Origin of the sequence: Paraplanobispora siamensis (assembly GCF_016863175.1) — a bacterium.
GTDB classification, from domain to species: domain Bacteria; phylum Actinomycetota; class Actinomycetes; order Streptosporangiales; family Streptosporangiaceae; genus Planobispora; species Planobispora siamensis.
In genome coordinates, this window is sequence record NZ_BOOJ01000081.1 from 21,859 (window position 1) to 46,982 (window position 25,124).

Annotated in this window: 21 protein-coding genes; 16 read left to right on the forward strand and 5 right to left on the reverse strand. The window is 72.2% G+C overall.

Annotated features, from left to right (window positions below; translation table 11 throughout):
- The first annotated feature begins 29 nt into the window (after window positions 1-29).
- Window positions 30-881: an MHYT domain-containing protein gene (locus Psi01_RS39545; RefSeq protein ID WP_204069328.1), complete on the forward strand. Its 852-nt coding sequence runs from the start codon at window positions 30-32 to the stop codon at window positions 879-881.
- Here Psi01_RS39545 and Psi01_RS39550 read toward each other — a convergent pair.
- The gene (locus tag Psi01_RS39550) at window positions 858-2,270 is read right to left on the reverse strand and encodes a carotenoid oxygenase family protein (RefSeq protein WP_204069329.1); all 1,413 of its coding nucleotides are present in this window, start codon (window positions 2,268-2,270) and stop codon (window positions 858-860) included. The genes Psi01_RS39545 and Psi01_RS39550 overlap by 24 nt on opposite strands.
- 154 nt (window positions 2,271-2,424) lie before the next feature.
- Between Psi01_RS39550 and Psi01_RS39555 the strand changes: the two genes are divergently transcribed.
- From Psi01_RS39555 to Psi01_RS39570, 4 genes are all read left to right on the forward strand, one after another.
- Window positions 2,425-2,922: a DUF2975 domain-containing protein gene (locus Psi01_RS39555; RefSeq protein WP_204069330.1), complete on the forward strand. Its 498-nt coding sequence runs from the start codon at window positions 2,425-2,427 to the stop codon at window positions 2,920-2,922.
- The gene (locus Psi01_RS39560; protein ID WP_204069331.1) at window positions 2,922-3,140 is read left to right on the forward strand and encodes a helix-turn-helix domain-containing protein; all 219 of its coding nucleotides are present in this window, start codon (window positions 2,922-2,924) and stop codon (window positions 3,138-3,140) included. Before Psi01_RS39555 ends, Psi01_RS39560 begins: the two co-directional genes overlap by 1 nt.
- 110 nt (window positions 3,141-3,250) lie before the next feature.
- Window positions 3,251-5,311: a zinc metalloprotease gene (locus Psi01_RS39565; protein ID WP_204069332.1), complete on the forward strand. Its 2,061-nt coding sequence runs from the start codon at window positions 3,251-3,253 to the stop codon at window positions 5,309-5,311.
- A gap of 113 nt (window positions 5,312-5,424) precedes the next feature.
- Window positions 5,425-7,992 (forward strand): glycosyl hydrolase family 18 protein, encoded by a 2,568-nt coding sequence (locus Psi01_RS39570; RefSeq protein WP_204069333.1) that lies wholly within the window; start codon window positions 5,425-5,427, stop codon window positions 7,990-7,992.
- A gap of 483 nt (window positions 7,993-8,475) precedes the next feature.
- Here the strand turns inward: Psi01_RS39570 and Psi01_RS39575 are convergent, their stop codons facing one another.
- Entirely contained in the window at window positions 8,476-9,693 is a 1,218-nt protein-coding gene (locus Psi01_RS39575) for an FAD-dependent monooxygenase (protein WP_204069334.1), read from the reverse strand.
- Window positions 9,694-9,780: 87 nt separating this feature from the next.
- Between Psi01_RS39575 and Psi01_RS39580 the strand changes: the two genes are divergently transcribed.
- Both Psi01_RS39580 and Psi01_RS39585 read left to right on the forward strand, forming a co-directional pair.
- Window positions 9,781-10,467, forward strand: a complete 687-nt coding sequence (locus tag Psi01_RS39580; RefSeq protein ID WP_204069335.1) for a TetR/AcrR family transcriptional regulator — start codon at window positions 9,781-9,783, stop codon at window positions 10,465-10,467.
- A 115-nt stretch (window positions 10,468-10,582) separates the two neighbouring features.
- Window positions 10,583-11,905 carry an EAL domain-containing protein gene (locus Psi01_RS39585; protein WP_204069336.1) on the forward strand — a complete coding sequence of 441 codons (1,323 nt, stop codon included), beginning with the start codon at window positions 10,583-10,585 and terminating at the stop codon, window positions 11,903-11,905.
- Between the two features lie 95 nt (window positions 11,906-12,000).
- Here Psi01_RS39585 and Psi01_RS39590 read toward each other — a convergent pair whose 3' ends face one another.
- Window positions 12,001-12,885, reverse strand: coding sequence for a hypothetical protein (locus tag Psi01_RS39590; protein WP_204069337.1), 885 nt, complete (start codon window positions 12,883-12,885; stop codon window positions 12,001-12,003).
- A gap of 164 nt (window positions 12,886-13,049) precedes the next feature.
- Between Psi01_RS39590 and Psi01_RS39595 the strand changes: the two genes are divergently transcribed.
- Together Psi01_RS39595 and Psi01_RS39600 are read left to right on the forward strand one after the other, a co-directional pair.
- The gene (locus Psi01_RS39595) at window positions 13,050-14,294 is read left to right on the forward strand and encodes a cytochrome P450 (RefSeq protein WP_204069338.1); all 1,245 of its coding nucleotides are present in this window, start codon (window positions 13,050-13,052) and stop codon (window positions 14,292-14,294) included.
- 211 nt (window positions 14,295-14,505) lie between these two features.
- On the forward strand, window positions 14,506-16,899 hold the full coding sequence (locus Psi01_RS39600; RefSeq protein WP_204069339.1) for an ATP-binding cassette domain-containing protein: 2,394 nt from the start codon (window positions 14,506-14,508) through the stop codon (window positions 16,897-16,899).
- A 31-nt stretch (window positions 16,900-16,930) separates the two neighbouring features.
- On the opposite strand, the gene Psi01_RS39605 is transcribed toward Psi01_RS39600, so the two are convergent.
- Window positions 16,931-17,416 carry a hypothetical protein gene (locus tag Psi01_RS39605; protein ID WP_204069340.1) on the reverse strand — a complete coding sequence of 162 codons (486 nt, stop codon included), beginning with the start codon at window positions 17,414-17,416 and terminating at the stop codon, window positions 16,931-16,933.
- 550 nt (window positions 17,417-17,966) lie between these two features.
- Between Psi01_RS39605 and Psi01_RS39610 the strand changes: the two genes are divergently transcribed.
- From Psi01_RS39610 to Psi01_RS39640, 7 genes are all read left to right on the forward strand, one after another.
- On the forward strand, window positions 17,967-18,986 hold the full coding sequence (locus Psi01_RS39610) for a carboxylate-amine ligase (RefSeq protein WP_204069341.1): 1,020 nt from the start codon (window positions 17,967-17,969) through the stop codon (window positions 18,984-18,986).
- Window positions 18,987-19,109: 123 nt separating this feature from the next.
- On the forward strand, window positions 19,110-20,570 hold the full coding sequence (locus tag Psi01_RS39615; protein ID WP_204069342.1) for a M20/M25/M40 family metallo-hydrolase: 1,461 nt from the start codon (window positions 19,110-19,112) through the stop codon (window positions 20,568-20,570).
- A 7-nt stretch (window positions 20,571-20,577) separates the two neighbouring features.
- The gene (locus Psi01_RS39620) at window positions 20,578-21,120 is read left to right on the forward strand and encodes a hypothetical protein (protein ID WP_204069343.1); all 543 of its coding nucleotides are present in this window, start codon (window positions 20,578-20,580) and stop codon (window positions 21,118-21,120) included.
- A 126-nt stretch (window positions 21,121-21,246) separates the two neighbouring features.
- Window positions 21,247-21,708: an SRPBCC family protein gene (locus Psi01_RS39625; RefSeq protein WP_204069344.1), complete on the forward strand. Its 462-nt coding sequence runs from the start codon at window positions 21,247-21,249 to the stop codon at window positions 21,706-21,708.
- A complete protein-coding gene (locus Psi01_RS39630) occupies window positions 21,705-22,055 on the forward strand; it encodes an ArsR/SmtB family transcription factor (protein WP_204069345.1) in 351 nt (116 codons plus the stop codon). Before Psi01_RS39625 ends, Psi01_RS39630 begins: the two co-directional genes overlap by 4 nt.
- Before the next feature lie 20 nt (window positions 22,056-22,075).
- Entirely contained in the window at window positions 22,076-22,522 is a 447-nt protein-coding gene (locus Psi01_RS39635; protein ID WP_204069346.1) for an SRPBCC family protein, read from the forward strand.
- 631 nt (window positions 22,523-23,153) lie between these two features.
- Window positions 23,154-24,353, forward strand: coding sequence for a metal-dependent hydrolase family protein (locus Psi01_RS39640; protein ID WP_204069347.1), 1,200 nt, complete (start codon window positions 23,154-23,156; stop codon window positions 24,351-24,353).
- Window positions 24,354-24,396: 43 nt separating this feature from the next.
- Here Psi01_RS39640 and Psi01_RS39645 read toward each other — a convergent pair whose 3' ends face one another.
- Window positions 24,397-24,834: an iron chaperone gene (locus Psi01_RS39645; protein WP_204069348.1), complete on the reverse strand. Its 438-nt coding sequence runs from the start codon at window positions 24,832-24,834 to the stop codon at window positions 24,397-24,399.
- Between the last annotated feature and the right edge of the window lie 290 nt (window positions 24,835-25,124).

Below are 25,124 nucleotides of genomic sequence, written 5' to 3' on the forward strand. Positions count from 1 at the left end.
CGGTCCCCCCTCTCACGAAGAACTGGCACATGTCTCACGTCCACCATTTCTCCTCCGGCCTGCTCACCCCCGTGCTGGCCTACCTCATGTCGGCTGTGGGCTGCATGCTCGGCCTCATGCTCACCACCCGGGCGCGGGCGGCCGAGGGCGCCGCGCGGGTGCGCTGGCTCGTCGGCGCGGCGCTGTCCATCGGCGGCACCGGCATCTGGGTGATGCACTTCGTCGCGATGATGGGCTTCTCCGTCGACGGCGCGCAGATCCGTTACGACGTGCCCCTCACCGCGGGCTCGGCGGTCCTGGCGATCATCGTGGTCGGCCTGGGGCTCTTCCTGGTCTCCTACGGCGGGCTGAAGGCCGGCCCGCTGCTCGGCGGCGGCCTGCTCACCGGTCTGGGCGTGGCCGGCATGCACTATCTCGGCATGGCGGCCATGAACATGCAGGCGCACGTCTCCTACGACCCGGTGATCGTCGGCGCCTCGGTGGCGATCGCGATCGTCGCCGCCACGGTGGCGCTCTGGTTCACCCTGCGGGTGCGCGGCGTGCTCGCCACCGCCGGCGCCGCGCTGATCATGGGTGTCGCGGTCTGCGGCATGCACTACACCGGCATGCTCGCCATGGACGTGCGGCTGGCGGACTCGGTGGCCCCGCTCCCGGGCGCGCGGGGAGTCGACTTCCTGCTGCCGATCCTGGTCGTGGTCAGCCTGGTCACCCTGGGCCTGCTGCTGGCCGCCGTCCTGGCCCCCTCGGAGAAGGAGATGCGCGAGGACGCCGCGCTGATGTCCCGGTTGGAGGGCCACCAGACCGGGACCTTCACCGCCGTCCAGGTGCCCGCACCGGCCGCGGAGCCGCGGCGCCCCTCACTGTTCGACGCCCCCGAGTGAGACGTGCCCCGGCACGTCCGTGTCGGGGAACCAGGAGCCGTGGAAGCCGGTCGGGACCGCGCGGGGCAGCTCCACCGCGGCCACCGGCCCGGCGGGCAGGTCGGCGGCGTCGAGCACGATCAGCCTCGAGGCGCTCCCGTCGCGGCGGGTGGTGACGGAGACGAGCCAGCCGTCGTCCTCCCCGCGCGTCCCCGCCCCGGCGGGGACGAACACGGCCTCGCCGATCACCGTGTCGGCGTCGAGGTCGTGGCGGCAGGCCGTACCGGAGACCAGGTCGTACTTGACGATCGCGCACCCGCCGACGCTGCGCGGATCGGTGCCGGTGACGGTGTACAGATAGCGGGCCCGCCGCCCGATCCGCTCGTCGTCGACGGTGGGGAACTCCACCTCCTGCTCGTCCAGCGCCTCCTCGGTGACGCCGCCGGTCTCCGGGTCGAGGGTCCAGCGGTGCAGCAGGGCCTGCCCGGCCACCGCGCCGGGACCCGTCAGGGCGCCGCTGCGCGTCAGCAGGCTCCACAGCGAGGTGAACTCCCGCGGGGAGTAGCGCACGGCGTCGAGCACGACCCGGCCGGAGCCGTCCTCGTGGGCGTTGCCCACGTGGAAGACGAAGCACGGCTCGATCTCGAACCAGCGCACCGGCGCGTCCGGCTCGTCGCGGCGCATCAGGCCCAGCCGGGCCCCGTAGCGCTCGTCCCAGCCGTACGGCGCGCCGCCCTGACCGGCCAGTTCGAGCTGGAAGGTGACCGGCAGGTCGAGCCAGAGGGCGTAGTGCTCGGTGATGGCGAAGTCGTGCATCATGGTGCCCGCCCCCACCGCCACCTCCCGGCTGTGCACGAGTTCCCCCTTGGCGTCCAGGCGGTGGTAGGTCAGGTACGGCGGGAACATGCCGTACCCGAAGAAGTGCAGCTCGCCGGTTGCCGGGTCGCGTTTGGGATGGGCGGTCATCGCGGTGGTCAGGCGCCCGCCGAAGTCGCACGGGCCGACCGTGCCGAGGTCGGGTGTGACCTCGTACGGCAGACCGGCCTCGACCAGCGCGAAGACGCGGTCGGCGTGGCGGACCACGTGCGTGTTGGCGGGCACGGCCGTCAGGTCGATCCCGGCGGGGCCGACGAACGGGCGGCCGTGGAAGGCGGCCGTGCGCACCCACCGGTTGCGGTACCACTCGGCGCGGCCCTCGCGCAGCCGTACCCCGTGCAGCATCCCCGGCCCGGTCTGGAAGAGCCCGCTGCTCTGGCCCGGCAGCGCGTTGGGGCCGTTGCGGACGTAGCGGCCGGTCAGCTCCGGCGGCAGGACGCCGGTGACGGGCAGGCCGACGGCGTCGATCTCGTCGGGCACCGATCTCAGATGGCCGGGCAGTCCGTACCGCTCGACAGTGGCTGCGTCGATCATGAGCACTTCCCGCGGACGGGGCGGCGCGGACGCGCCACATGGTGCCCTCACAGTGCGCCTCCGTCGTCCTCCTGTCATCCGCTTCACCGGATCCGTCTTGCCGAGCCTATCGATTATCGATACATTTTAATCGTTAGTCGATCGAGGAGTTGTCATGGGAAAGCTGACGGTGCACGCGCTACGCGTCGTGCTCGCACTGCTGTTCGCCGGTTCGGTCTTCGTGCAGGCGGTGATGGTGCCGCTGCTGGCGAGCGACATGGAGGATCTCAGGCCGGAGTACGCCTACCTGCGCACCCCGTTCATCCTGATCATCGTGCTGGGCGTCCTGGCGGCCCAGGTCATCCTGGTCTGCGTGTGGCGGCTGGTGACGATGGTGCGGCGCGGGACCGTGTTCTCCAACGCCGCCTTCCGGTACGTGGACATCGTGATCGGTTCGCTCGTGGCGGCCTCCCTGGTGGTGTTCTCGCTCGCGGTCCTGCTGGCGCCGGGCGAACCCGTCCCGCCGGGCATCGTCCTGCTGATCTGCGGGGCCGCCCTGGCGGTCCTGGGCGGCGCGCTCGTCGTGCTCGTGATGCGGATGCTGCTCGCCCAGGCCGTCGCGCGCGACGTCGAGGCCAAGCAGATGCAGGCCGAGCTGGACGAGGTGATCTGATGCCGATCACCGTCGACATCGACGTGATGCTGGCCAAGCGGAAGATGTCCGTGGGCGAGCTGGCCGAGCGCGTCGGGATCACCCCCGCCAACCTGGCGGTGCTCAAGAACGGCCGCGCCAAGGCGGTGCGCTTCTCCACGCTCGCCGCGCTCTGCGAGGCGCTCGAATGCCAGCCGGGAGACCTGCTGCGCTGGGAGGCCGACGGCGCCGGCGGATGACGCCGCCCGAAACCACCGGCGGATGATTCCGCCCGGAACGCTCAGGTTCCGCCTCCCGCTGCCGATCCGGAGATCGACGTATCTCATCGGGCGACAGCAGGAGGCGCAGGATGGCCGAGGGCAGGACCGTTCCGGCCGCATCCCACGAACCGCGGCGGCGCGGGGTGCTCGGGCGAGGGCCGGCGGACCGTCCGGTACGGAGCGTCCTGGCGGCCGGGCTGCTGGCCGTCGGCCTCCTCACCCCCGCCCACGCCGCCGTGGCCGCCGCCCCGCCGCGGGGACCGGTCGCCGCCCCGGCCGGCGAGGCGGTCACCGGCACCGTCAGGGCCGTGGTGGCGGAGGGCCGCGAGGGGGAGCCCGGGGAGATCACGCAGCTCCTCGACACCGGTGAGGACCTGCTCCCCCTGGCCGGCGAGCCCCTGCCGCCGAGCGCCGAGGTGACGGTGGAGGTGACGCAGGCCCCCTCGGGCGACTATCAGGTCACCGAGGTCCTCGACGTCGCGCCCGCCGAGGTGTCCACCCCGCCGGTGGCCCAGCACCGGGTGTACGTCGCGTTCGTGAACCCCGCCGGCACGACGGCCGCCGACCCGGCGCCCTCGCTCTCCCAGGTCACCGACCGGATCGCCGAGACCGACGACTTCTGGTCCGACCAGACGGGCGGGAAGGTCCGCTTCAGCCTCGCGGCCACCGTCCCCGAGTACTCCAGCTCCTACACCTGCGACCAGCCGTTCGAACTGTGGGACGAGGCGCGCTCCAAGTTCGGCGGGCTGGGCTGGGGGCTGCCGGACGGATCCCACGTGCTGCTCATCCTGCCCGGCACGGCCGCCGACCGCGGGTGCTCGCACGGCCTGGGCACGATCGGCGACAACTACGCCAGCGGCGGCTACGCCTACGTCGCCGCGGCCGGGCCGCGCACGGAGGTCTTCGCCCACGAGTTCGGCCACAACCTCAGCCTGGAGCACTCCGACTCGCTCAGCTGCGACACCCGGCAGGACTCCACCTTCCACGACGACGGCGTGCTCCCCGACGACCCGGAGTGCGCGCGGCTGGCGTACGGCGACTTCATCGACGTCATGGGGATCGACGACGGGTCCCTGGGGAACCTGAACGCGGTGCAGCTCGACCATCTCGGCCTGAGCCCGGAGGCGTTCACCACGGTCCCGCGGGAGACGACGAGCACGGTGACCGTCCCGCCGCTGTCGGCGGGCCTCGCCGGGAGGCCCGCGGTGCGGATCCCGGTCGACGAAGGGGTCTCCTACTATCTGCAGTACCGCACGCGGGCGGGCCGGGACTCGACCGCGAGCCAGTTCTACCACTACGGCGTCCAGGTGTACCGCGGCCGTCCGCCCGGCGGGCCGTACGGCACCCGGGCGAGCCTGCTCCTGGACCCGACGCCCGAGGTGAACAACTACGTCAACAGGTCGTCGCTGCCGCAGGGGGCGACCTTCTCCTCCGCCGAGGGCGACGTCACCGTCCGCGTGCTGTCCCAGGACGCCGGCGGGGCGACCGTGGAGGTCGTCAACGCGGCCTCCGCGACCCCGCCTCCCCCGGTGTCCGCGGGCGAGCTGACCATCGCCGGACCGGCCTCGGCGGTCAGGGGCGCCCAGGTCACCTACTCGACGGTGGTCACCGGCACCGACGGGAACCCGTTCGCGGACCAGTTGGTCGAGCTCACGGCCGACTACGGTGACGGCGGCGGCCCGGTGCCCGTCGGGGCCGGGGTCACCGACGAGTTCGGCCGGACGCAGGTGACGATCGTGGCCACCCGGCCGATGGGCGTGCGGTGGCGGACCGCCGGCGGCGCGGACGAGGCCGCCGTCAGCAGCGGAGTGCGGTACCTGCAGGTGACCGCCCCGCCGGCGTCGGCCCGGCCGACGGCGGTGCGCATCGCCGCGCCGGCGTCGAAGGTGCAGCAGCGGCAGGCGTTCACCGTCTCCGCGGTCGTCACCGACCAGCGCGGCAAAGCCCTGCCCCGCTGGTCGGTCCTGCTGCAGAAGCAGGTGGGGGGCACCTCCCGGTGGGTCACGGTCGCGACCCGCACGACCGGCGGCACCGGCGCGGTGGCCTACCGCACCAGCATCCTCAAGCCGACCTACTACCGCTGGGTGACCGTCGCCAGGGCGGGGGCGCCGAGCAGGGTGAGCGCCCCGAAGCTCGTCCGGACGAGGTAGCACGGGGCCCGCGCCGGTCGTCCCCGAACGCTGATTGGGCCTTGTTGAGGCGGGAGGGCGGGATTACGATCCGCCTAATTGTTAGGAAACTTTCCTAAGAGAAAGGTTTCCACGTGCGCCGAACACCCCCCATCCTGTTCGCACTCCTCCTGGTGGCGGCCCTGACCGCCGCCCCCGCCGCCCCCGCCGCGGCCGCCGCCCGCCTGACCGCCGTGTTCACCCTGACCGGCAGCCAGGGCAAGTTCACGGTGAGCAACCCCGGCACCGCCCCGGTCACCGGCTGGTCGATCACCTTCGACCTGCCGCCCGGGGTCACCGTGGGCAATCCGCAGAACGCCACCACCACGCAGAACGGGACGCGGGTCAAGCTGACCCCCGCGTTCTACATCAACACCGTGCGGGCGGGCGGATCGACCGAGCCGTACAGCCCGGCCTTCACCCTCAGCTCCCCCGCCCAGCCGACCGGTTGCACGATCAACGGCGCCAATTGCGACGGGAGCGGAGATCCCCCGCCCCCGCCCGCGCCGGTCACCGCCACCTACACGGGCGGCGGGACCCGGGGCGGGTTCGTGATCGCCAACAACACCGCCGCCGCCCTCAACGGCTGGTCGATCACCTTCGACCTGCCCGCGGGGGTCACCGCGAGCGGGGCCCAGCACGCGACGCTCAGCCAGAGCGGCCGCCAGGTCACGCTCACTCCCGCCCACTACAACACCACCGTGCCCGCGGGCGGGTCGACCGAGCCGTACAGCCCGGCCTTCACCCTCAGCGCGCCCGCCGAGCCGGAGAACTGCCGGATCAACGACGTCAGATGCGACGGGTCGGCCGACACCCCGCCCGCCGCGCCGGGGAACCTGCGCTCCCCTGTCAAGACCACGAAAACCGTCTCTTTGACCTGGGACGCCTCGGCTCCGGGGAGCCTGCCGGTCGCCGGTTACGAGGTCTACAGCGGCGCCGCGCCCGCCGCGACGGTCACCGGCACGAGCACGACCCTCACCGGCCTGACCCCGGACACGGAGTACACCTTCACCGTCAAGGCCAGGGACCGCAAGGGGAACACCTCCCCGGCCAGTGCGGCGCTGAAGGTCAGGACGAACAACCCCGGTGACGACACCCGGCCGCCCACCGCCCCGTCCGGGCTGCGCAGCACGGGCAAGGGCCCGGCGAGCGTCTCCCTCGCCTGGGACGCCTCCACCGACAACACCGGCGTCGCCGGCTACGACGTCTACATCGGCGAGACCCTGAAGACGACCGTGCCCGGCACCACGGCCACGGTCAACGGGCTCTCGCCGTCCACCGAGTACACCTTCACGGTCAGGGCCAGGGACCTGTACGACAACGTCTCGCCGCCGAGCAACGCGCTGAAGGCGAGCACCGCCGACATCGTCGGCGACGGCTACGCACGGGTCGGCTACTTCGTGCAGTGGGGCATCTACGGCCGCCAGTACTTCGTGCGCAACCTCGACACCACCGGGGCCGCGGCGAAGCTGACCCACATCAACTACGCCTTCGGCAACGTCGACCCGGTCAACCTGACCTGCCTGCACGGGGTGACCAAGGGCACCTCGCCCAACCCGCAGGACCCGAACCAGGGGGACGGCGCGGGTGACGCGGACGCCGACTACGGCCGGCCGATGAGCGCGGCGCAGTCCGTGGACGGGGTCGGCGACACCGGCTGGGAGAAGCTGCGCGGCAACTACAACCAGCTCCGCAAGCTCAAGGCCAAGCACCCGCACCTGAAGGTGCTGATCTCCCTGGGCGGCTGGACCTACTCGAAGTACTTCTCCGACGTGGCCGCCACCGACGCCGCCCGGCGCAAGTTCGTCAGCTCCTGCATCGACCTCTACATCAAGGGCGACCTGCCGGTGTACAACGGCGCGGGCGGGCCGGGCACCGCCGCCGGGATCTTCGACGGCATCGACCTGGACTGGGAGTGGCCGGGGGCCGAGGGGCACCCGGGCAACCATGTCAGCCCCGCCGACAAGCGGAACAACACACTGCTGATCGCCGAGTTCCGCCGGCAGCTCGACGCGCTGACCGAGGAGACCGGCAGGCGCTACCAGCTGACCGCCTTCACCCCGGCGGACCCCGCCAAGATCGAGGCGGGCTGGGAGCTGGCCGAGGTCGCCAGGCACCTGGACATCTTCAACGTCCAGGGCTACGACTTCCACGGCGCCGGCAGCGACAACTCCTGGGAGCCCAACCGGACCGGCCACCAGGGCAACCTGTACGCCGACGCCGACGATCCGTACCCCTTCCGCTTCAGCGTCGAGAACGCGGTCAAGGAGTATCTGGACGCCGGGGTGAACCCGAGGAAGATCACCATCGGCCTCGCCTACTACGGGCGCGGCTGGCAGGGCGTCACCGACGGCGGCAGGAGCGGCGAGTGGCAGCCGGCCACCGGCGCCGCCCCCGGCCAGTTCCAGGAGGAGGCGGGCACCCGCGGGTACGGCAACCTCGTGGCGAGCGTGCCGGGCTGCACCGTACGGCATGACGAACAGGCGGTGGCCACCTACTGCTTCACCGGAAACGGCGGCCAGTGGTGGACCTTCGACGACACCTGGTCGATCGCCCGCAAGACCGCGTGGGTACGGCAGAAGGGCCTGCTCGGCGTGATGATCTGGGAGATGTCCGGCGACACCGGCACCCTGACCACCGCCGTCGACACCGGCCTGAGGTGATCTCCAGCCGGTCCTGGACGACAGGGAGTTACCGCGACCTCCCTGTCGTCCATGCTGGACGGGGCGACATGTTCGACGTCCACCTCCGGTCCGCCCCGTACGGCACCGCGTGGGCGACGCCCGCGGCCGGCGGCCGCTTCGGACCGTCAGGAGGCGCGACATGGCCCCACGCGACGCGATGCAGTTCATCAACGAGCAGGACGAGGCGGCCTTGCAGCGGTTCGTCGACCGGCTGGAGGCCCGCGGAGCCGACCCGACGTTCACCGGCTACCGCGAGGAGTACCTCGCGGCGCTGGAGCCGGGGACGGCCGGGGTCGTCGCGGAGATCGGCCGCGGCACCGGGCTGGCCGCCCGGGCGCCGGCGCGCCGGGACAGCTTCTCCGGGCACATCCTGATCAGCCACGTCGCCGACCCCCGGCAGGTGCCGGCGGAGGCCGGGCGCGTCGTCCGCCCGGGCGGGACGATCGCGGTCTTCGACGGCGGCTACGCGTCCCCGACCTTCGTCGGCAGGAGCTCTCGCGGTGCCGACGGGGGCCTGCTGAGGGTGCGCCACAGCCGTGCGGTGACGGCCACGGCGGGCCACAGGCGGGTGGCCAGGTTCCGTGCCAGGATGCCGGCCCGTGTCGCGGGGACGATGAGCGCCGACGCCTGGCCGATGTTCCGCTGCCTGGGGTCCACCAGGCGCCGGTGCGCGGCCTCGTAACGACGGAAGGCCGCCTGGGGGTCGTCCGCCGTGGACGCCAGTTCCCCGGCCAGGGTGAACGCCCCCGCCATGGCCAGGGTGGAGCCGTCGCCGAACAGCGACACGCAGGAGGCGGCGTCGCCCAGAAGCGCGACCCGGCCGTTCCACCAGCGGGGCAGGCGGACCTGGCTGACCGAGTCGAAGTAGAGGTCTCCGGCGGCGCGCACGCGCTCCAGCAGCTCGGGCGCCCGCCAGGAGACACCGGCGAACGCCTCGGTCAGCAGCCGCTTGTGCTGCTCGGTGTCGCGGTGGTCGAAGCCGGGCTCGGCGGGGCTCCGGTAGAGGAAGAACGCCAGGTCGCCACTCGGCGTGGGGCTGACGGCGACCGCCCTGCCGGGGGTGTTGTGCATGAGGACGTCCCGGCCGGCTCCGGCCTCGCCGCCGAGCGGTGCCGTGGCGACGTAGAGACCCATGTGGCGCACCAGCCCGCCCTCCGTCCCGCCCTCCGTCCCGTCCTCTGTCCCGAACGCCAGCCGGCGCGTCGTCGAGTGCAGGCCGTCGGCCCCGATCACCAGGTCGAAGCGGCGGGGAGCGGAGCGCTCGAAGGTGACCTCGACCCCGTGCCCGTCCTGGTCGAGGGTCGCGATGGAGTCGCCGAAGAGGAACTCGGCATGGTCGCGGCCGGCCTCGTACAGGATCGAGGCGAGGTCGCCGCGTGGCAGTTCGATCTCACCCCGCCGCTGTACGGCGCGCATGTCCATCCGGCCGACCCGTCTGCCCGAGCCGTCGACGAAGCTGAGCCCCGTCGTGCCGGTGGCGGCCTCCCGAAGGCGGGACGTGATGCCCATGCGTTCGGCGACGTCCACGGCCGATCCTCTGACGTCCACCGGGTTCCCGCTGGAGCGCAGCCCGCGGGCGCGCTCGACGACGGTGACGCGGAAGCCGTACCGGGCCAGCCAGTAGGCCAGTGTCGGCCCGCCGACGCCGGCTCCGGAGATCAGCACTGTCCGCTCGTTCATGACGCCTCCCTAAGTGGAGTGATTTCCTCCGCTTATCTGACGATATCCTAAGCGGAGGGAAAGCGTCCAGTTGCCGGTGGAGGAACAGTGGAGTCACACAGGCCCGCCGGGACGGAGCTGCGCGCCGACGCGCGCCGCAACCGGGACCTGATCGTCGCGGCCGCCCAGAAGCTGTTCCTGGAGCAGGGCCTCGACGTGCCGCTGGAGGAAGTGGCGCGCCGGGCGGGCGTCGGCGTCGGCACGCTGTACCGCCGCTTCCCCGATCGGGACGCGCTGCTGCGCGCCGTCAGCGAAGAGGGCCTGCGCCGTCTGATGGATCTGGCCGAGACCGCCTTGCGGGAGGAGCCCGACGCCTGGCACGCGCTGTGCCGATTCCTGCGCGCCTCCGTCGAGATCCGGCTGGGCGCGCTGTCGGCGAAGCTGGAACCGCACCTGCACCAGCGGCTGCGGGCCGGCGCCGACCTGCACGAGATGCGGCAGCGGGTGATCGCCGCAGTCCTGCGGATGACCGAGCGGGCGCAGGCGGACGGGACCCTGCGCGGTGACATCGGCCCCGGCGACATCGCCCTGCTGATGACCCTGAACGTCTACACGCCGCCGAGCATGCCCGGCGAACAGGCCATGGCCCGCGTGGTGGAGATCATGCTGAGCGGCCTGCGCGCCGACTCGGGACGCGCCCTTCCCGGGGCTCCGCTCACCGGCGACGACCTGCGCCGCTACACGGCCGTGGAACACCCTTCCGACGCCGGGGACGAGCGGCTCCCGGATCCCTGAGCCCCCGGATCCCTGAGCCCCCGGATCCTTGAGCCCGCCGGATCCTTAAGGTCGGGCCGTGCGGCGCCGATAGGTGTTCCGTCAAGATCGGAACTCGTGCGATGGGTGGGGTGGCATGGCGCCGAAAGGCCGGAGCGCCGGATGCGAAGGGCATGACGACCCGGCCGCGCTCATTCCGTGGCTGCTCGCGGAGCGCGCGGTCTCCCCGCTGTACCAGCCGATCGTCGACCTCTCCACGGGGAACATCGTCGGCGTCGAGGCGCTGGCGCGCGGCCCGGCCGGCTCGCCGCTGGAGTTCCCGGACGCCCTGTTCTCGGCGGCCGCCCGGGCCGGGATGATGCCGCTGCTGGACCAGCTGTGCGCCGCCCGGGCCATGGAGATCGCCAGGGACGCCGGGGAGGGGGTGCCGCCGCTGCTCTTCTTCAACGCCGAACCGGCCGCGCTGAACCAGCCGTACACCCCCGACCTGCTGGCCGTGGTGCTCTCCGAGCGGCCGTACCGGGCCGTGCTGGAGTTCACCGAACGGGCCCTGGCCGACCACCCGGCGGCGCTGCTGAACATCGCCGCCGACGTGCAGTGGACCGGCGGGGCGCTCGCCCTGGACGACGTCGGCGCCGACCCCCTGTCGCTGGCCTTCCTGCCGCTCATCGAGCCGGAAATGATCAAACTGGACATGCACCTGCTGCGCGACCCGTACGCGCCGGGCACCGTCGCGACCGCCGCGATCGTCGGCGCCCACGCCGAGCGCACCGGGGCGATGGTGCTCGCCGAGGGCATCGAGAGCGAGCAGGACGTGGCGACCGCGCGGGCGCTCGGCGCCCGGTGGGGACAGGGCTGGCTGTTCGGGCGGCCCGGCCCGCTCGACGCGCTCGTCGGCCGGCCGGTGGACCGCCACGCCCAGCTGCGCCCGCCCCGGCCGAAACTGCACCTGCCCGACGGGACCCCGTTCGGCATCGCCGCGGTACGCAACCACAGCCGGACCGGGGACCAGTCGATGATCGACGCTCTCACCGGCTATCTGCTGTCGACGGCGGCCGAAGCCGGCTCGCACGCGGTGGTGCTCGGCGCGTACCCGGACCCGGCGGTCGGCCGGGCCTGGCTGCCCCGCCTGGCGTCGCTGGCCGACAGGGTGGCCTTCACCGGCGTCGTCGGCCCCGGACCGATCGCCGCCGCCCCGCATCCGGTGCGGATGGCGGTGGCGCCCGCCGGCGGCCCGGCCGCCACCGAGACGGTCCTGGCCGTGGTCGGCCCGCACACCGCGGCCGCCCTGTGCGCACGGCCGGACCCGGACGACGGCGTGGACTTCGTCCTGACCCACGAGCCCGACCTGGTGCACGCGATCGCCCGCATGCTGATGCGGCGCCTGGACACCGCGGCCGAACGGCCGGCCCCAACCGTCATCGACCGGTGGGCCGACCCCGCCGCCGTGGCCAGGTGAGCCACGGCTGCGCGAACGCCGGGTGAGCCACGACCGCGCGGAGACCGGTCACCGGGCCGGTGTCCCGGGCCGGGTTCGGGGCACCCACCGGCCGTTCACCCCGGGCCTCGCTCCGAGCTGACGAGGCTGTCGGGCGTCAGGCGCCAGTACCCGTACGGGTTGAAGAAGAAGCTCTCCTCCTCGTCGTGGCACGGATGCCTGCTCAGCAGCCACCGCGGGCCGTCGGGAGACAGGCGGAACCCCTCGCCGTCGGAGATCGCCATTGCCCGGTCCTCGGTCAGCAGGTAGAACGCCAGGTTGTCCATCAGCTCCACGGCGTCGCCGACCTGCTGCCCGGTCGGCCGCCCCGGGTCAGGCCAGTCGACCTCGAGCTCCACGTCGGGCGCGCCCAGCAGGTGCATGCCGCAGCTGCGGAGCAGGTTCGCGGAGGCGATCGGCCGTTTGACCCAGGCGTTGAACAGGACGATGGACAGTTCCGCCCAGTCCGTCGCCTCGGCCGCCCGATCCGCCAGGAGAAGCCACTGGTCCCGGCCGTGCGTCAGGCCGCTGCTCTCGTTCTTCACGGCCGTGGCGCCGGAGCGCAGCAGCGCGCCCGCCACCTCCAGGGTCCGCCGCGAGACGTCGAACACCTCGCTCCACGCCCCTCCGGGCAGCTTGTAGCCGTGCTCCTCCCCGACCAGCACGCTCCGCCGCGGGTTGAACGCGATGTGCTGCGGCATCGGCGGCGAGAGCACGTACACCACGGAGTCGTGGGTCCGCACGGCCTCCTCGTCGGATTCCTCGAAGGAGTCGTCCATCAGGCAGGCCTCGAACGACCTGGGCATCCGAGGGTCGTGGACCCGTAGGAAGGCTTCGCGGTCGACGACGAAGCCGGGCCCGCCGGCTCTGCCGACGACCTCCTCCACCATGCGCGGGTCCAGGCCGGAGCCGAGCACGCAGAGCACATGCTGCGGAAGAATGTCGTAATTCTGATCGAACATGTGCAGGACCGTATAAGGCGTACACCGTCCTGGAATCATCCGCCAGGATGACCCCGCCGCTCGCCGGAGCCTTGAGGTTCGCCGGGATCCGCCGCACTATGGGGCGGAACAAAGTTCTATAGGCGGGACTTCCACAGGCGAGAGTTCTACAGGCGGGAGCGGGCATGACGGCCGGCACGCGGGACCACACCCTCCTGGAGCTGATCGGCGCGTTGATCGAACCGGCGGCTCGGCCCGACCCCTACCCGGTCTACGCCCGCATCCGGGAGCTGGGAGCCGCGACGCTGGACCTGCCCGTCTGGGAGACCCCCGGAGCCGTGATCTCCTCCTACCGGGAGTGCGAGGCGGTGCTGCGGGATCCGCGGATGAGCAGCCAGCGCGGGCGCGACCGGAGGCTGGCCGACATGATGCCGCCCGGCGCGCCGTCCTCGGTGGGGCAGCGCTGGTTCCTCTCGCTCGATCCGCCGGACCACACGCGGCTGCGGCGGCTGGTCTCGGCGGCGTTCACGGCGCGGCGGATCGCCCGGCTCTCGGGGCGGATCGAGGAACTGGTCGACGGGCTGCTGGACCGCGCCGCCGAGCGGGACCGGCCGTTCGACATCGTCGAGGATCTCGCCTATCCCCTGCCCATGACGGTGATCTGCGAGATGCTCGGCGTCCCGGCGGCCGACCACGAGCAGGTGCGCGAGTGGTCGTCCCGGCTGACCCGGCTGATCGACGGGTTCGGGGCCGGGCCGTCCGAGGAGTCCCTGGACGGCCTGCTCGCCCTGAACGTCTATCTGAACGAGCTGATCGCGGACCGCCAGGCGGACCCGGGCGACGACCTGATCTCCGAGCTGATCGCGGTCCGGGAGGGCGGCGACTCCCTCAGCCACGACGAACTCGTCTCCATCGTCGGCCTGCTCCTGGTCGCCGGGCACGAGACGACCGTGAACCTGATCGCCAACGGCGCGCTCGCCCTGCTGCGTCACCCGGCCTGCTTCGCCGAGCTGCGGGACGACCCCGCCCTGGCGGAGGCCGTGGTGGAGGAGACCCTGCGCTACGACCCGCCCGTGCACATCACCGCCCGGGTGGCCACCGAGGACATGGAGCTGTCCGGCGTACGGCTCCGCCGGGGCGCCACGGTGGTCCTCCTGCTGGCCGCCGCGCACCGCGACCCCGCCGAGGCCGAGAACCCCGACGTCTTCGACCCCCACCGCCCCGAGATCAGGCATCTGGCCTTCGGACTCGGCCCGCACTTCTGCCTGGGCGCCCCGCTGGCCCGCCTGGAGGCCCGCCTCGCCCTGACCCGCCTCACCCGGCGCCTCCCCGCACCGGTCCTGCTCCAGGACCCGCCCCCCTACCGCGAACACGTCAACCTGCGAGGCCCCCGGAGCATCCCGGTGCCCCGCCCCGCACCCCCCGCCTGATCGGGTTCTCCGCTCCGGCCGTCGGACGCATCGGACTGTCGGTCCGTCTCACTATCTTCGCCCCATGGAGTGCCTTGCCCCCGGAACCTCTGACATCAGAGGCGCGACGCCCCGCCACCGGTGCATCGTGGGCGCATAGCGGATCTATCAACCCGGGCGGACATGATGATCCCGGAACTCCTTACGGGCATCCCTAGCAGATGGAGACACGATGAGCACGACCACGGGGACGGGCACGCACCCGGCGGCCCCGCACGCCGCCGACAGCCACGATGTGATCCGGGTCCACGGCGCGCGTGAGAACAACCTCAAGGACGTCAGCATCGAGATCCCCAAGCGCCGGTTGACGGTGTTCACCGGCGTGTCCGGCTCGGGTAAGAGCTCGCTGGTGTTCGACACGATCGCCGCGGAGTCGCAGCGGCTGATCAACGAGACCTACAGCGCCTTCGTGCAGGGGTTCATGCCGACGCTGGCGCGGCCCGAGGTCGACGTGCTGGAGGGGCTGACCACCGCGATCATCGTCGACCAGCAGCGGATGGGCGCCGACCCCCGCTCCACCGTCGGCACCGCCACCGACGCCAACGCCATGCTGCGCATCCTGTTCAGCCGGCTCGGGCAGCCGCACATCGGCCCGCCCAGCGCGTTCGCCTTCAACGTCCCCTCGGTCCGGGCGAGCGGCGCGATCACCGTCGAGCGCGGTGACGCCACCAGGACCGTGAAGGAGACCTACAACCGCACCGGCGGCATGTGCACGCGCTGCGAGGGCCGGGGCGCGGTCTCCGACATCGACCTCACCCAGCTCTACGACGACTCCAAGTCGATCTCCGAGGGCGCCTTCACCATCCCCGGCTGGAAGTCGGACAGCTGGTGGACCGTACGGCTCTACGCCGAGTCGGGCTTCCTCGACCCGGACAAGCCGATCCGCGAGTTCACCAAGAAGGAGATGCACGACTTCCTGTACCGGGAGCCGACCAAGGTGAAGGTCGAGGGCGTCAACCTCACCTACGAGGGGCTGATCCCGAAGATCCACAAGTCGTTCCTGGCCAAGGACCGGGAGGCGATGCAGCCGCACATCCGGGAGTTCGTGGACCGGGCGGTCACCTTCACCACCTGCCCGGAGTGCGACGGCACCCGGCTCAGCGAGGCCGCCCGGGCGTCGAAGATCAAGGGCGTCAGCATCGCCGACGCGTGCGCGATGGAGATCAGGGACCTGGCCGAGTGGGTGCGCGGCCTCGACGAGCCGTCGGTGGCGCCGCTGCTGACCGCGCTGCAGCAGACCCTCGACTCCTTCACGGAGATCGGCCTGGGCTACCTCTCACTCGAACGGCCGGCGGGCACGCTGTCGGGCGGTGAGGCGCAGCGCGTCAAGATGATCCGCCACCTGGGCTCCTCGCTCACCGATGTCACCTACGTCTTCGACGAGCCCACCATCGGCCTGCACCCCCACGACATCCAGCGGATGAACAACCTGCTGCTGCGCCTGCGGGACAAGGGCAACACCGTGCTCGTCGTGGAGCACAAGCCGGAGACCATCGCGATCGCCGACCACGTCGTCGACCTGGGTCCCGGCGCCGGTACGGCGGGCGGCACCGTCTGCTTCGAGGGCACCGTCGAGGGACTGCGGGCCGGCGGCACCGTCACCGGCCGCCACCTCGACGACCGCGCCGCCCTCAAGAAGACGGTGCGCACGGCCACCGGCACCCTGGAGATCCGCGGCGCGAAGGCGAACAACCTGCTCGACGTCGACGTCGACATCCCGCTGGGGGTGCTGACCGTGGTCACCGGCGTCGCCGGCTCCGGCAAGAGCTCTCTCATCCACGGATCGATCCCCGCTGGCTCGGGGGTGGTCTCGGTCGACCAGAGCGCGATCCGCGGCTCGCGGCGGAGCAACCCTGCCACCTACACCGGCCTGCTCGACCCGATCCGCAAGGCGTTCGCCAAGGCCAACGGCGTCAAGCCGGCGCTGTTCAGCGCCAACTCCGAGGGCGCCTGCCCCACCTGCAACGGCATCGGCGTCATCTACACCGACCTGGCGATGATGGCCGGCGTCTCCACCACCTGCGAGGACTGCGAGGGCAAGCGGTTCCAGGCCTCGGTGCTGGAATATCACCTCGGCGGCCGCGACATCAGCGAGGTGCTCGCGATGCCGGTGGGCGAGGCCCGGGAGTTCTTCGGCTCCGGCCCGGCGCGCACGCCGGCCGCGCACGCCATCCTGGAGCGGCTCGCCGACGTCGGCCTCGGCTATCTCAGCCTCGGCCAGCCGCTCACCACGCTGTCCGGCGGCGAGCGGCAGCGGCTCAAGCTGGCCACCCACATGGCCGCCAAGGGCGGCGTCTACGTCCTGGACGAGCCGACCACCGGTCTCCACCTCGCCGACGTCGAGCAGTTGCTCGGCCTGCTCGACCGGCTCGTCGACTCCGGCAAGTCGGTCATCGTCATCGAGCACCACCAGGCGGTCATGGCGCACGCCGACTGGATCATCGACCTCGGCCCCGGCGCCGGCCACGACGGCGGCCGGATCGTCTTCGAGGGCACGCCCGCCGACCTCGTCGCCGCCCGTTCCACCCTCACCGGCGAGCACCTGGCGGCCTACGTCGGCGCCTGAGCGCGGCCCTCGCCGGCCTGCCCGGCGCCGGTCAGGGTGTCGGCGAGGCCGTTCCCGGAGCGGGGATGCCGTAGTCGTCAGCCAGGCCGCACACCTGCGCCAGCCCGGCCGCCGCGGTCAGGAGCCTGCGGGCCTGGGCGGCGGCCTCCGCGCCGCCCGCCCGGGCGCCGGTGTACGCCTCCGCCGCCGCGATGCCCTGCTGGATGTGCTCCAGTGTCGGCTCGACCGCGGCGGGAGCGGCGTCGAGCAGGAGGGTGAGCCAGCGGGAGACCGGGGCGCCGGCGTCCAGGCCGCCCGCGTCGGAGTGCCGCGCGACCTCGCTGAGGAAAGCACGCAGGTCCGGGTCCTCGCAGGCCGACCCCGGCCCTGTCGCCGGGACCGGAGTGGGCGCCGGGACGGAGGACGGCGGCGCGGCGGACGAGGCCGGCGCCGTGGTCGGGACGGGGGCGACGGGCTGGGAGTCGGAGCAGCCCGCCGCGGCGAGGGCCAGAACGAGGGCCAGGCCTCGTGATGTCACGCGGTGTTTTCGATACGACACATACGGTAGACGCAATGTGACGCCGCCCGGTTGCTCCGCAGCCCCGCGACAGCGGAAACACCCCGGCCTCCCCGCCCATCCGACGGTGGGCGTCCGCACCGGCAGATGGGTCATCACTGCGGCGCCCGGCCTCAGTCCACGCCGCGCCGCCCCGGCGCCCAGAACGGTTTCACCACGGTGTCCCGGCGGGGCCGACCGCACTCGCCCACGGGTGACCCCGCACGGCCTGGCGGGTGCGCGCCTCACCGGCGGGGTGGGGGACGCCCGGTTCGCCGGGAAGGTTCAGCGAGCGGACTGCGGCCCGATTCCACCTGCGCCCGGCCACGAGGCCCGGGACGGCCGGCGACGAAGGTGTGAGGCGCCTGTTGGAGGGCAGCCCGTTATCGCAGCTCAAGGCAGCCATGCAGGCGGTTGCCGGTCGGGGGTGGGCATGATGGCACAACGGCGTTCGGCGGCGCGGCGGTGCGGGGCTCGCGGGTTCCCCTCCCCCGCCGCGGCGCGATCGGTACGGCGCGGCTCGTCTTCCGTCATGGAAGTACCGCCGATGGGGGTGGAGGAGGAGTTCTTCCTGCTGGAGCCGCACACCGGGCAGACGGTCCCGGCCGTGGAGCAGATCCTGGCCGGGATCGGTTCCCATGAGCTCCTGCAGCGGGAGATCGCGGCCTGCCAGATCGAGACGGCCACCCACCCGCACACCGACCTGGCCACGCTGCGGCGGCAGCTGACCGGCCTGCGCGCCGAGCTGGCCGGCGCGGCACGGCAGACGGGCTGCCGGCTGGTGGCCAGCGGCACGGCCCCGCTGGAGCACTCGGCCAACGACGCCCTCCTCACCGACGATCCCCGCTACCGGCGCATCGCCCACGCCTACGGCGCCACCTCCCGCGGCGAGAAATGCTGCGGCTGCCACGTGCACATCGAGGTGCCCGACCGCGAGGAGGCGGTGCAGGTGGGCAACCATCTGCGACCCTGGCTGCCGACGCTGCTGGCGCTGACGGCCAACTCCCCCTTCACCGCCGGCGCCGACAGCGGGTATGCCAGCTGGCGGGCGATGACCTGGGGACGCTGGCCCAGCGCCGCCCTGCCGCCGTACCTGCAGGACGCCGCCGAGCACGAGACCGTCGTCGCATCGCTGATCGGCTCCGGCGCCATCCTGGATGAGGCGATGCTGTACTGGCTGGTACGGCCCTCCCATCACCTGCCCACGGTCGAGGTGCGGGTGGCCGACGTGTGCGCCACGGCCGCCGAGGCCGCCCTGTTCGCCGCGGTCGTGCGGGGGCTGGTGATGAGCGTGCTGAGCGACATCCGCGCCGGGCGGCCCGCGACGGGCTGGAGGGACAGGGGATGGAACCGGACTCGGCCCGCCTGGTCCCGGCCTGGCACCTGGTCGAGGACCTGCTCGCCCGCATCACTCCGGCGCTGGAGACGGCCGGGGACCTGGGCACGGTCCGCGACGGGCTGGCCCGGCTGCGCGTTTCGGGCTCGGGGGCGGCCCGCCAGCGCGCGGTCTACGCCCAGCGGCGCGCCATGGGCGATGTGGTGGCGTGGCTGAGCCGCCGGAGCGCCGGTGAGATGGCCCTGGCCGTCCGCTGACCTCGGCGGACCCGTCGTCCTTTTGGTAAAACGGCATGTCGCCGGGGTGGGGTCGGATATCCGCGCGCCTAGCCTCATCGTTATGACGGCAGATGGCGGTGATGAGGCGGTACGGCGGTTCCTGCGCGAGTGCCTGGAGGAGTTCCTGCGCGAGCTCGGTGACTGGGTGCGCATCGCCTCGGTCTCCTCCGAGCCCGAGCACGGCATGGACCTGCTGCGCTCGGCCAACTGGCTGACCGGCCGGCTGCGTGAGATCGGGTTCCCCTCGGTGGAGCTCTGGCAGACCGAAGACGGTGCCCCGGCGGTGCACGCCGCCTGGTGTGAGGCGCCGGGCGCGCCGACCGTGCTGGTCTACAGCCACCATGACGTGCGCGCCGTACGCACCGACGTCTGGGGCGAATCGCTGCCGTTCGAGCCGCAGGTGCGCGACGGCAAGATGTACGGCCGCGGCGCCTCCGACGCCAAGGGCCAGATCCTGGCCCACCTGTGGGGACTGCGCGCCCACCTGTCCGCCGACGGCCGCGACGCGCCGCCGGTCAACCTCAAGCTGCTCATCGAGGGCGAGGAGGAGATCGGCTCCCCACACCTGGCCGCGCTGCTGGCCGACCACCGCGACGAGCTCGACGCCGATCTGATCATGATGTCCGACACGCTGCTGTGGTCGCGGGAGGCGCCGGCGCTCTGCACCGGGCTGCGCGGCATGCTCAGCGCCAAGCTGGAGGTGTTCGGGCCGTACCGGGACATCCACAGCGGGACCGTCTCCGGAGTGGCGCCCAACCCGTGCGCCGAGCTGTGCAAGCTGCTGGCGCAGCTGTACGACGAGCACGGCCGGGTGACACTGCCCGGCTTCTACGACCGGGTGATCGAGCTGTCCCCGCAGGAGCGTGATGCGATCAACGCCCTGCCCTACAGCGACGAGGACTGGCTGGAGCGCACCGAGACCCGCACGGTCGGCGGCGAGGACGGCTACAGCGTGCTGGAGCGGGTCTGGACCCGCCCGGCGGCCGAGATCCTCGCCTTCATCGGCGGCGACCCCGACGGGCCCTCCCGGGGCGCGATCGCCTCGGTGGCCTCGGTGGACATGAACCTGCGGCTGGTGCCGGAGCAGAAGGCGGCCGAGGCGGCCGAGCAGCTGAAGAGGTGGGTCGCCGAGCGGATCAGCGACAAGGTCGTCTACGAGCTGAGCATCTCACTGGAGGCGGCCCAGGAGCCGTACCGCACTCCACCGGACCATCCGGCGCTGGAGGCGCTGGGCCGGGCGATGGAGCGGGGCTTCGGCGCCCCGCTGGCCGGGCAGATGCGCAACGGCGGCGGCGGCCCGGCCAGCCTGCTGTCCGACGCCCTGGGAGCGCCGGTGATCTTCTTCGGCACCGGCCTGCCCCAGGACCGCTGGCACGACAGCGACGAGCGAGCCGACATCGACACACTGCTCAAAGGCTCGGCCACGATGGCGTTCTTCTGGCCCGAACTCGCCGAGACCCTGACGGACGGGCAGGCCCGGCCCAGCCGGGCTCAAGCCGTTCGCAAGACGCCATCGCCATGATCGCCGTATGACCGGCAAGGTGACGACAGACCGCACAGGCACGGGTGACGGAACGGGCAAGAAGCCGACGGGCACGCGCGGCGAGACGGAGATCGGCTGGAAGGAGATCGGCCCGCTGCGCCTTCCCTGGCATCCGGCCTGGTGGCTGACGGCGTCGCTCGTCGTGGGGGCCGGGGTCGCGTTCGCGGCCGAGATCCCGAACGCCTCCGAATCGACCGCGACGGGGTTCGTCTCGCTCGCGCTGGCCCTCTACTTCTGGGGCTACGGCCAGTGGCGCCGCCGGTTCCATCCGGAGATCGCCTCCTCCTCCGCGCAGCACTGGCTGGTCCTGCTCTTCGGCCTGATCCTGGTACTGGTCCTGGCGCCCCTGGAGGCGGGAGAGGGCGGATGCGGCGGGCCCATCGGGACACTGATCCCCTGGTTCGGCGACAACCCGCCCGGCGACTGCGGCGACGCCCTGACCCAGCGGACGGCTCAGCTCGTCCTGCTCGGCCTGCTCGCCGTCCCCCTGGCGGTCTCGACGGCGATCAATCGCTCGCTCAGCGAGTAGCCCCGGAGGTTCCCGGTCCTCTCGTACGGGTTCGCGAGCCGCGATGCAGCAATATGCAACCGATGGTTGCGCGATGACGGTCCTTCACATAGCCTGATATGCAACCAAAGGTTGCAGGAGGATGTCATGGAGTTCGGAACCATCGAGCGGGAGATCTACATCGAGGCGTCGCCGGAGATCGTCTTCGAGGTGGTCAGCAGTCCCGACCATCTCAGGCAGTGGTGGCCGGACGACGCCCGGTACGAGCCGACGCCCGGGTCGACGGGCGAGATCGTCTTCGGCGACCGCGACGCCGACGGGACGGTGGTGTCCTTCACCGTCGTCGACGCACGGCCGCCGCGGGTCTTCTCCTTCCGCTGGACGCACCCGGCCGGCGAGGTCGCGGCCGAGGGCAACTCGTTACTGGTCACCTTCGATCTGACCCCGTCGGGCGGCGGGACGCTGCTCAAGATGACCGAGACCGGCTTCCGCGAGATGGGCTGGGAGGCCGCCCTCCTGGAGCAGCAGTACCGGGAGCACGTCACCGGCTGGGACTTCTACCTGCCGCGGCTGACGCCGTACGTCGCGACGCTGCGGGTGCGGTCATGAGCACCGCGGCGGCCGAGACGGTCGACGACGACCTGTGGTCCGCGATCGGGGACCCGACCCGGCGCCGGATGCTCGACCTGCTGCTCATCGAGGGCGCCGGCACCGCGACCACGCTGAGCCGGGATCTGCCGGTCACCCGCCAGGCGGTGGCCAAGCATCTCGGCGTCCTCGACCGGGCCGGCCTGGTACGGGCGACGCCGGCGGGCCGGGAGAAGCGCTACCAGGTGGACGAGGCCCAGCTCGCCCGCGCGGTGGCCCAGCTGGCATCGGTCGGGTCGGCGTGGGACGCCCGGCTGCAGCGCATCAAGCGGATCGCCGAGGCGATTCAGCGCACCCAACAGGACTGACGAGACCGAGGAGAGCCGAGATGGCGGACATTCTGCACAGGATCGGAATCAAGACCCCGGCACCGGAGAAGGTGTACGACGCGCTGACGACCGTCGAGGGCCTGTCCGGCTGGTGGACCGACGACACGAAGGGAAGCGGCGGCGACGTCGGCGGCGTCCTGGAGTTCCGTTTCCCGGTCGGCGGCTTCGACATGGAGGTCGTCGAGCTGCGGCCGTCCGAGCGGGTGGCCTGGCGGGTGATCGACGGTCCCGAGGAGTGGGTCGGGACCACGATCGACTGGGACCTCCGGCAGAACGGCGACTACACGATCGTGCTGTTCAAGCATCGGGACTGGAAGGAGCCGGTGGAGTTCATGCACCACTGCAGCACCAAGTGGGGCTCGTTCCTGATGAGCCTGAAGTCCCTGGTGGAGACGGGCGAGGGCGCCCCGGCGCCACGGGACGTGCAGATCAGCGACTGGCACTGAGCCGGCTCGTCCCCGGATGAAGCCGATCGTCCGGAGACGGACTCCGGACGGTCGGCTCGACGCCAACCGGGCGATGGGCCCGCCATGGACCTGCCTCACGGGCGGGCCGGGTGTCGCCCGCCCAAGCTGTGCCGTACGGCAGAACACCTTGGCCGCAGCGCTGAAGGGACAGGACTGCGGCGGTGGATGGAGACCGTTTCTCGGTGGGTTGGCGGATCGGACCGAGGTCGAGCCTGTCGATGCCGGGCAACCACGCGTTGCGGCTCGGGCCGGCCTTCGATCGTGAGGTACGGCGCGGCGGCGATCATGACGTACAGGGCGGCGAGAGGGACAGTGGGGTGTCGGTCGCGCCTCCATCCCCGGCGCTCTTCGTCGAGGGCAGACTTGTCCGCCGTGTGGCGCAGCTGGGGTGGGCGGCACACGGCTCACCACGGACGTGCCTCACGGGTGGGCAGCACCCGTCCTGCCACGGACGTGCCCATCATCAGTACGCGCCGCCGTACCCGCTCTCAGAGCGTCCACAGCCACCGCTTCCGGCGTTTCGTGGGCACGCGGGCCGTACGTTGTGTGATCATCGCCACCGTTGGTCCGTCCTTCTGCGCCGCCTTCCGCCGTTGCCTATGGTGATTCGGTGAGCATTCTGGCGATTCGCGCGGCACGGGTGTTCGACGGGGAGCGGCTGCTCGACGGGGTCACCGTGGTGCTGGTGGAAGACGGCCGCATCGCCGGTGTGGAACCGGGTCCGGCGGTGCCGGACGGGTGGCCGGTGCACGACCTGCCCGGCGGCACCGTGCTGCCCGGTCTCATCGACGCGCACGTGCACCTGTGCGCCGACAGCGGTCCCGGTGCGCTCGACCGGCTCACCGAGGCCACGCGGGAGCAGCTGGAGGCGACCATCGAGGCGTCGCTGAAGCTCCACCTGGCCGCGGGCGTCACCACCGTGCGCGACCTGGGCGACCATCACGACGCCGTACTGGCCTGGCGATCGAAGGCCCGAACGGGACTGCCGGCCGTCGTGGCGGCCGGTGCGCCGCTCACGAGCACGGGCGGGCACTGCTGGCCGATGGGCGGCCAGGCCCAGGGTGTGAGCGGGCTGCGCGAGGCCGTACGGCAACGGGCCGATCGCGGTGCCGACATCGTGAAGATCATGGCGAGTGGCGGGGTGCTGACCCCCGGCACCGACACCATGCGCCCGCAGTTCACCGACGAGGAGCTGCGGGCGGCGGTCGCCGAGGCGCACGCGCTCGGCCTGCCGATCACCGCGCACGCCCACGCGCTCTCGGCGGTACGGCAGGCGCTGGAGGCGGGTGTCGACGGGATCGAGCACTGCACGTGTCTCACTCCCGACGGTGTCCGGCTAGACGACACGCTACTCGCCGGGCTGGCCGAGTCCGGGATCGCGATCTGCGCGACCCTGGGGTCCGATCCGCGCGTCGTGGTGCCGCCGCAGGTCGTGGCGATGGCCGAGCGCGCCGGCATCACCGAGGCCGTCCTGCAGGAGGCCGTCGCCCGCCTTCACCGGGGCGGGGTGCGCCTGGTGGCCGGTTCGGACGCGGGCATCGGCCCGGCCAAGCCGCACGGGCTGCTGTCGGCCACCCTTGAGGAGTACGTCCGCTCCGGCCTGCCGGCGAGCTCGGCCCTGGCCACGGCGACCTCGGTCGCCGCCGATGCCTGCGGCATGGGCGGGCGCAAGGGCCGCGTACGGCCCGGCTACGACGCCGACCTGCTGGTGGTCGACGGCGACCCGACCCGTGACATCGCCGCGGTGGGCCGTCCCCTGTCCGTCCACCTGGCCGGTCAGCCGGTGGGCGGAGTGAAGAAGCCTGCCTGAGCGCGACACCGCTCACCGCAGAAGCCCTCAAGCGCAGAAGCCCTCAGCTCACCGCCTGCTTCACGAGCGCGCCGATCCTCTCCTCCACCTCGTCCGTCATCTCCGTCAGAGCGAAGGAGATCGCCCACATCGCGCCCTCATCCAGCTTCGCCTGGTCGCTGAACGAGAACGTCGCGTAGCGCGTCTTGAACTTCTCCGCAGGCTGGAAGTGGCAGACGATCTTGCCGTCCAGCGCGTAGGCGGGCATCCCGTACCAGAGCTTCGGCGCGAGGCCGGGGGCGTTGGCCGCGACGATGGCGTGGACGCGCTCGGCCAGGACCCGGTCCGCGCCCTTCATCTCGGCGATCTTCGCAAGCACGTCCCGCTCCGCCTGTGCCGCCTTCTCCGCCGGGCTGCGGCGCGCCGCCGCCTTCAGCTCCTTGGCGTGCTCCTTCATCGCGGCCCGCTCCTCGGCCGTGAATCCCTCATATGCGTTGCTCATCGTGCTCTCCTCCGTCGTTCCGGTGTGAGACCAGAGTGCTCGTCCGCGTTGATACATCCGCTATGCGATGACGATGCGACGACGGTGCGGCGGCCATGTCCCACAAAGCGGCCATATCTCACGAAACAGCCGTATCTCACGGATCCGCATCCTACGAACCCGCCGGGACCGGCAGAGAAACGCGGGGCCTGCTCTCCCGGACACCGGAGAGCAGGCGGCCCCGCCCCCGGAGCAGGGCGGCCGGTATACGGGCTCAGCGGACGTGCGCCTCGTCCCGGGACTGACCGGTC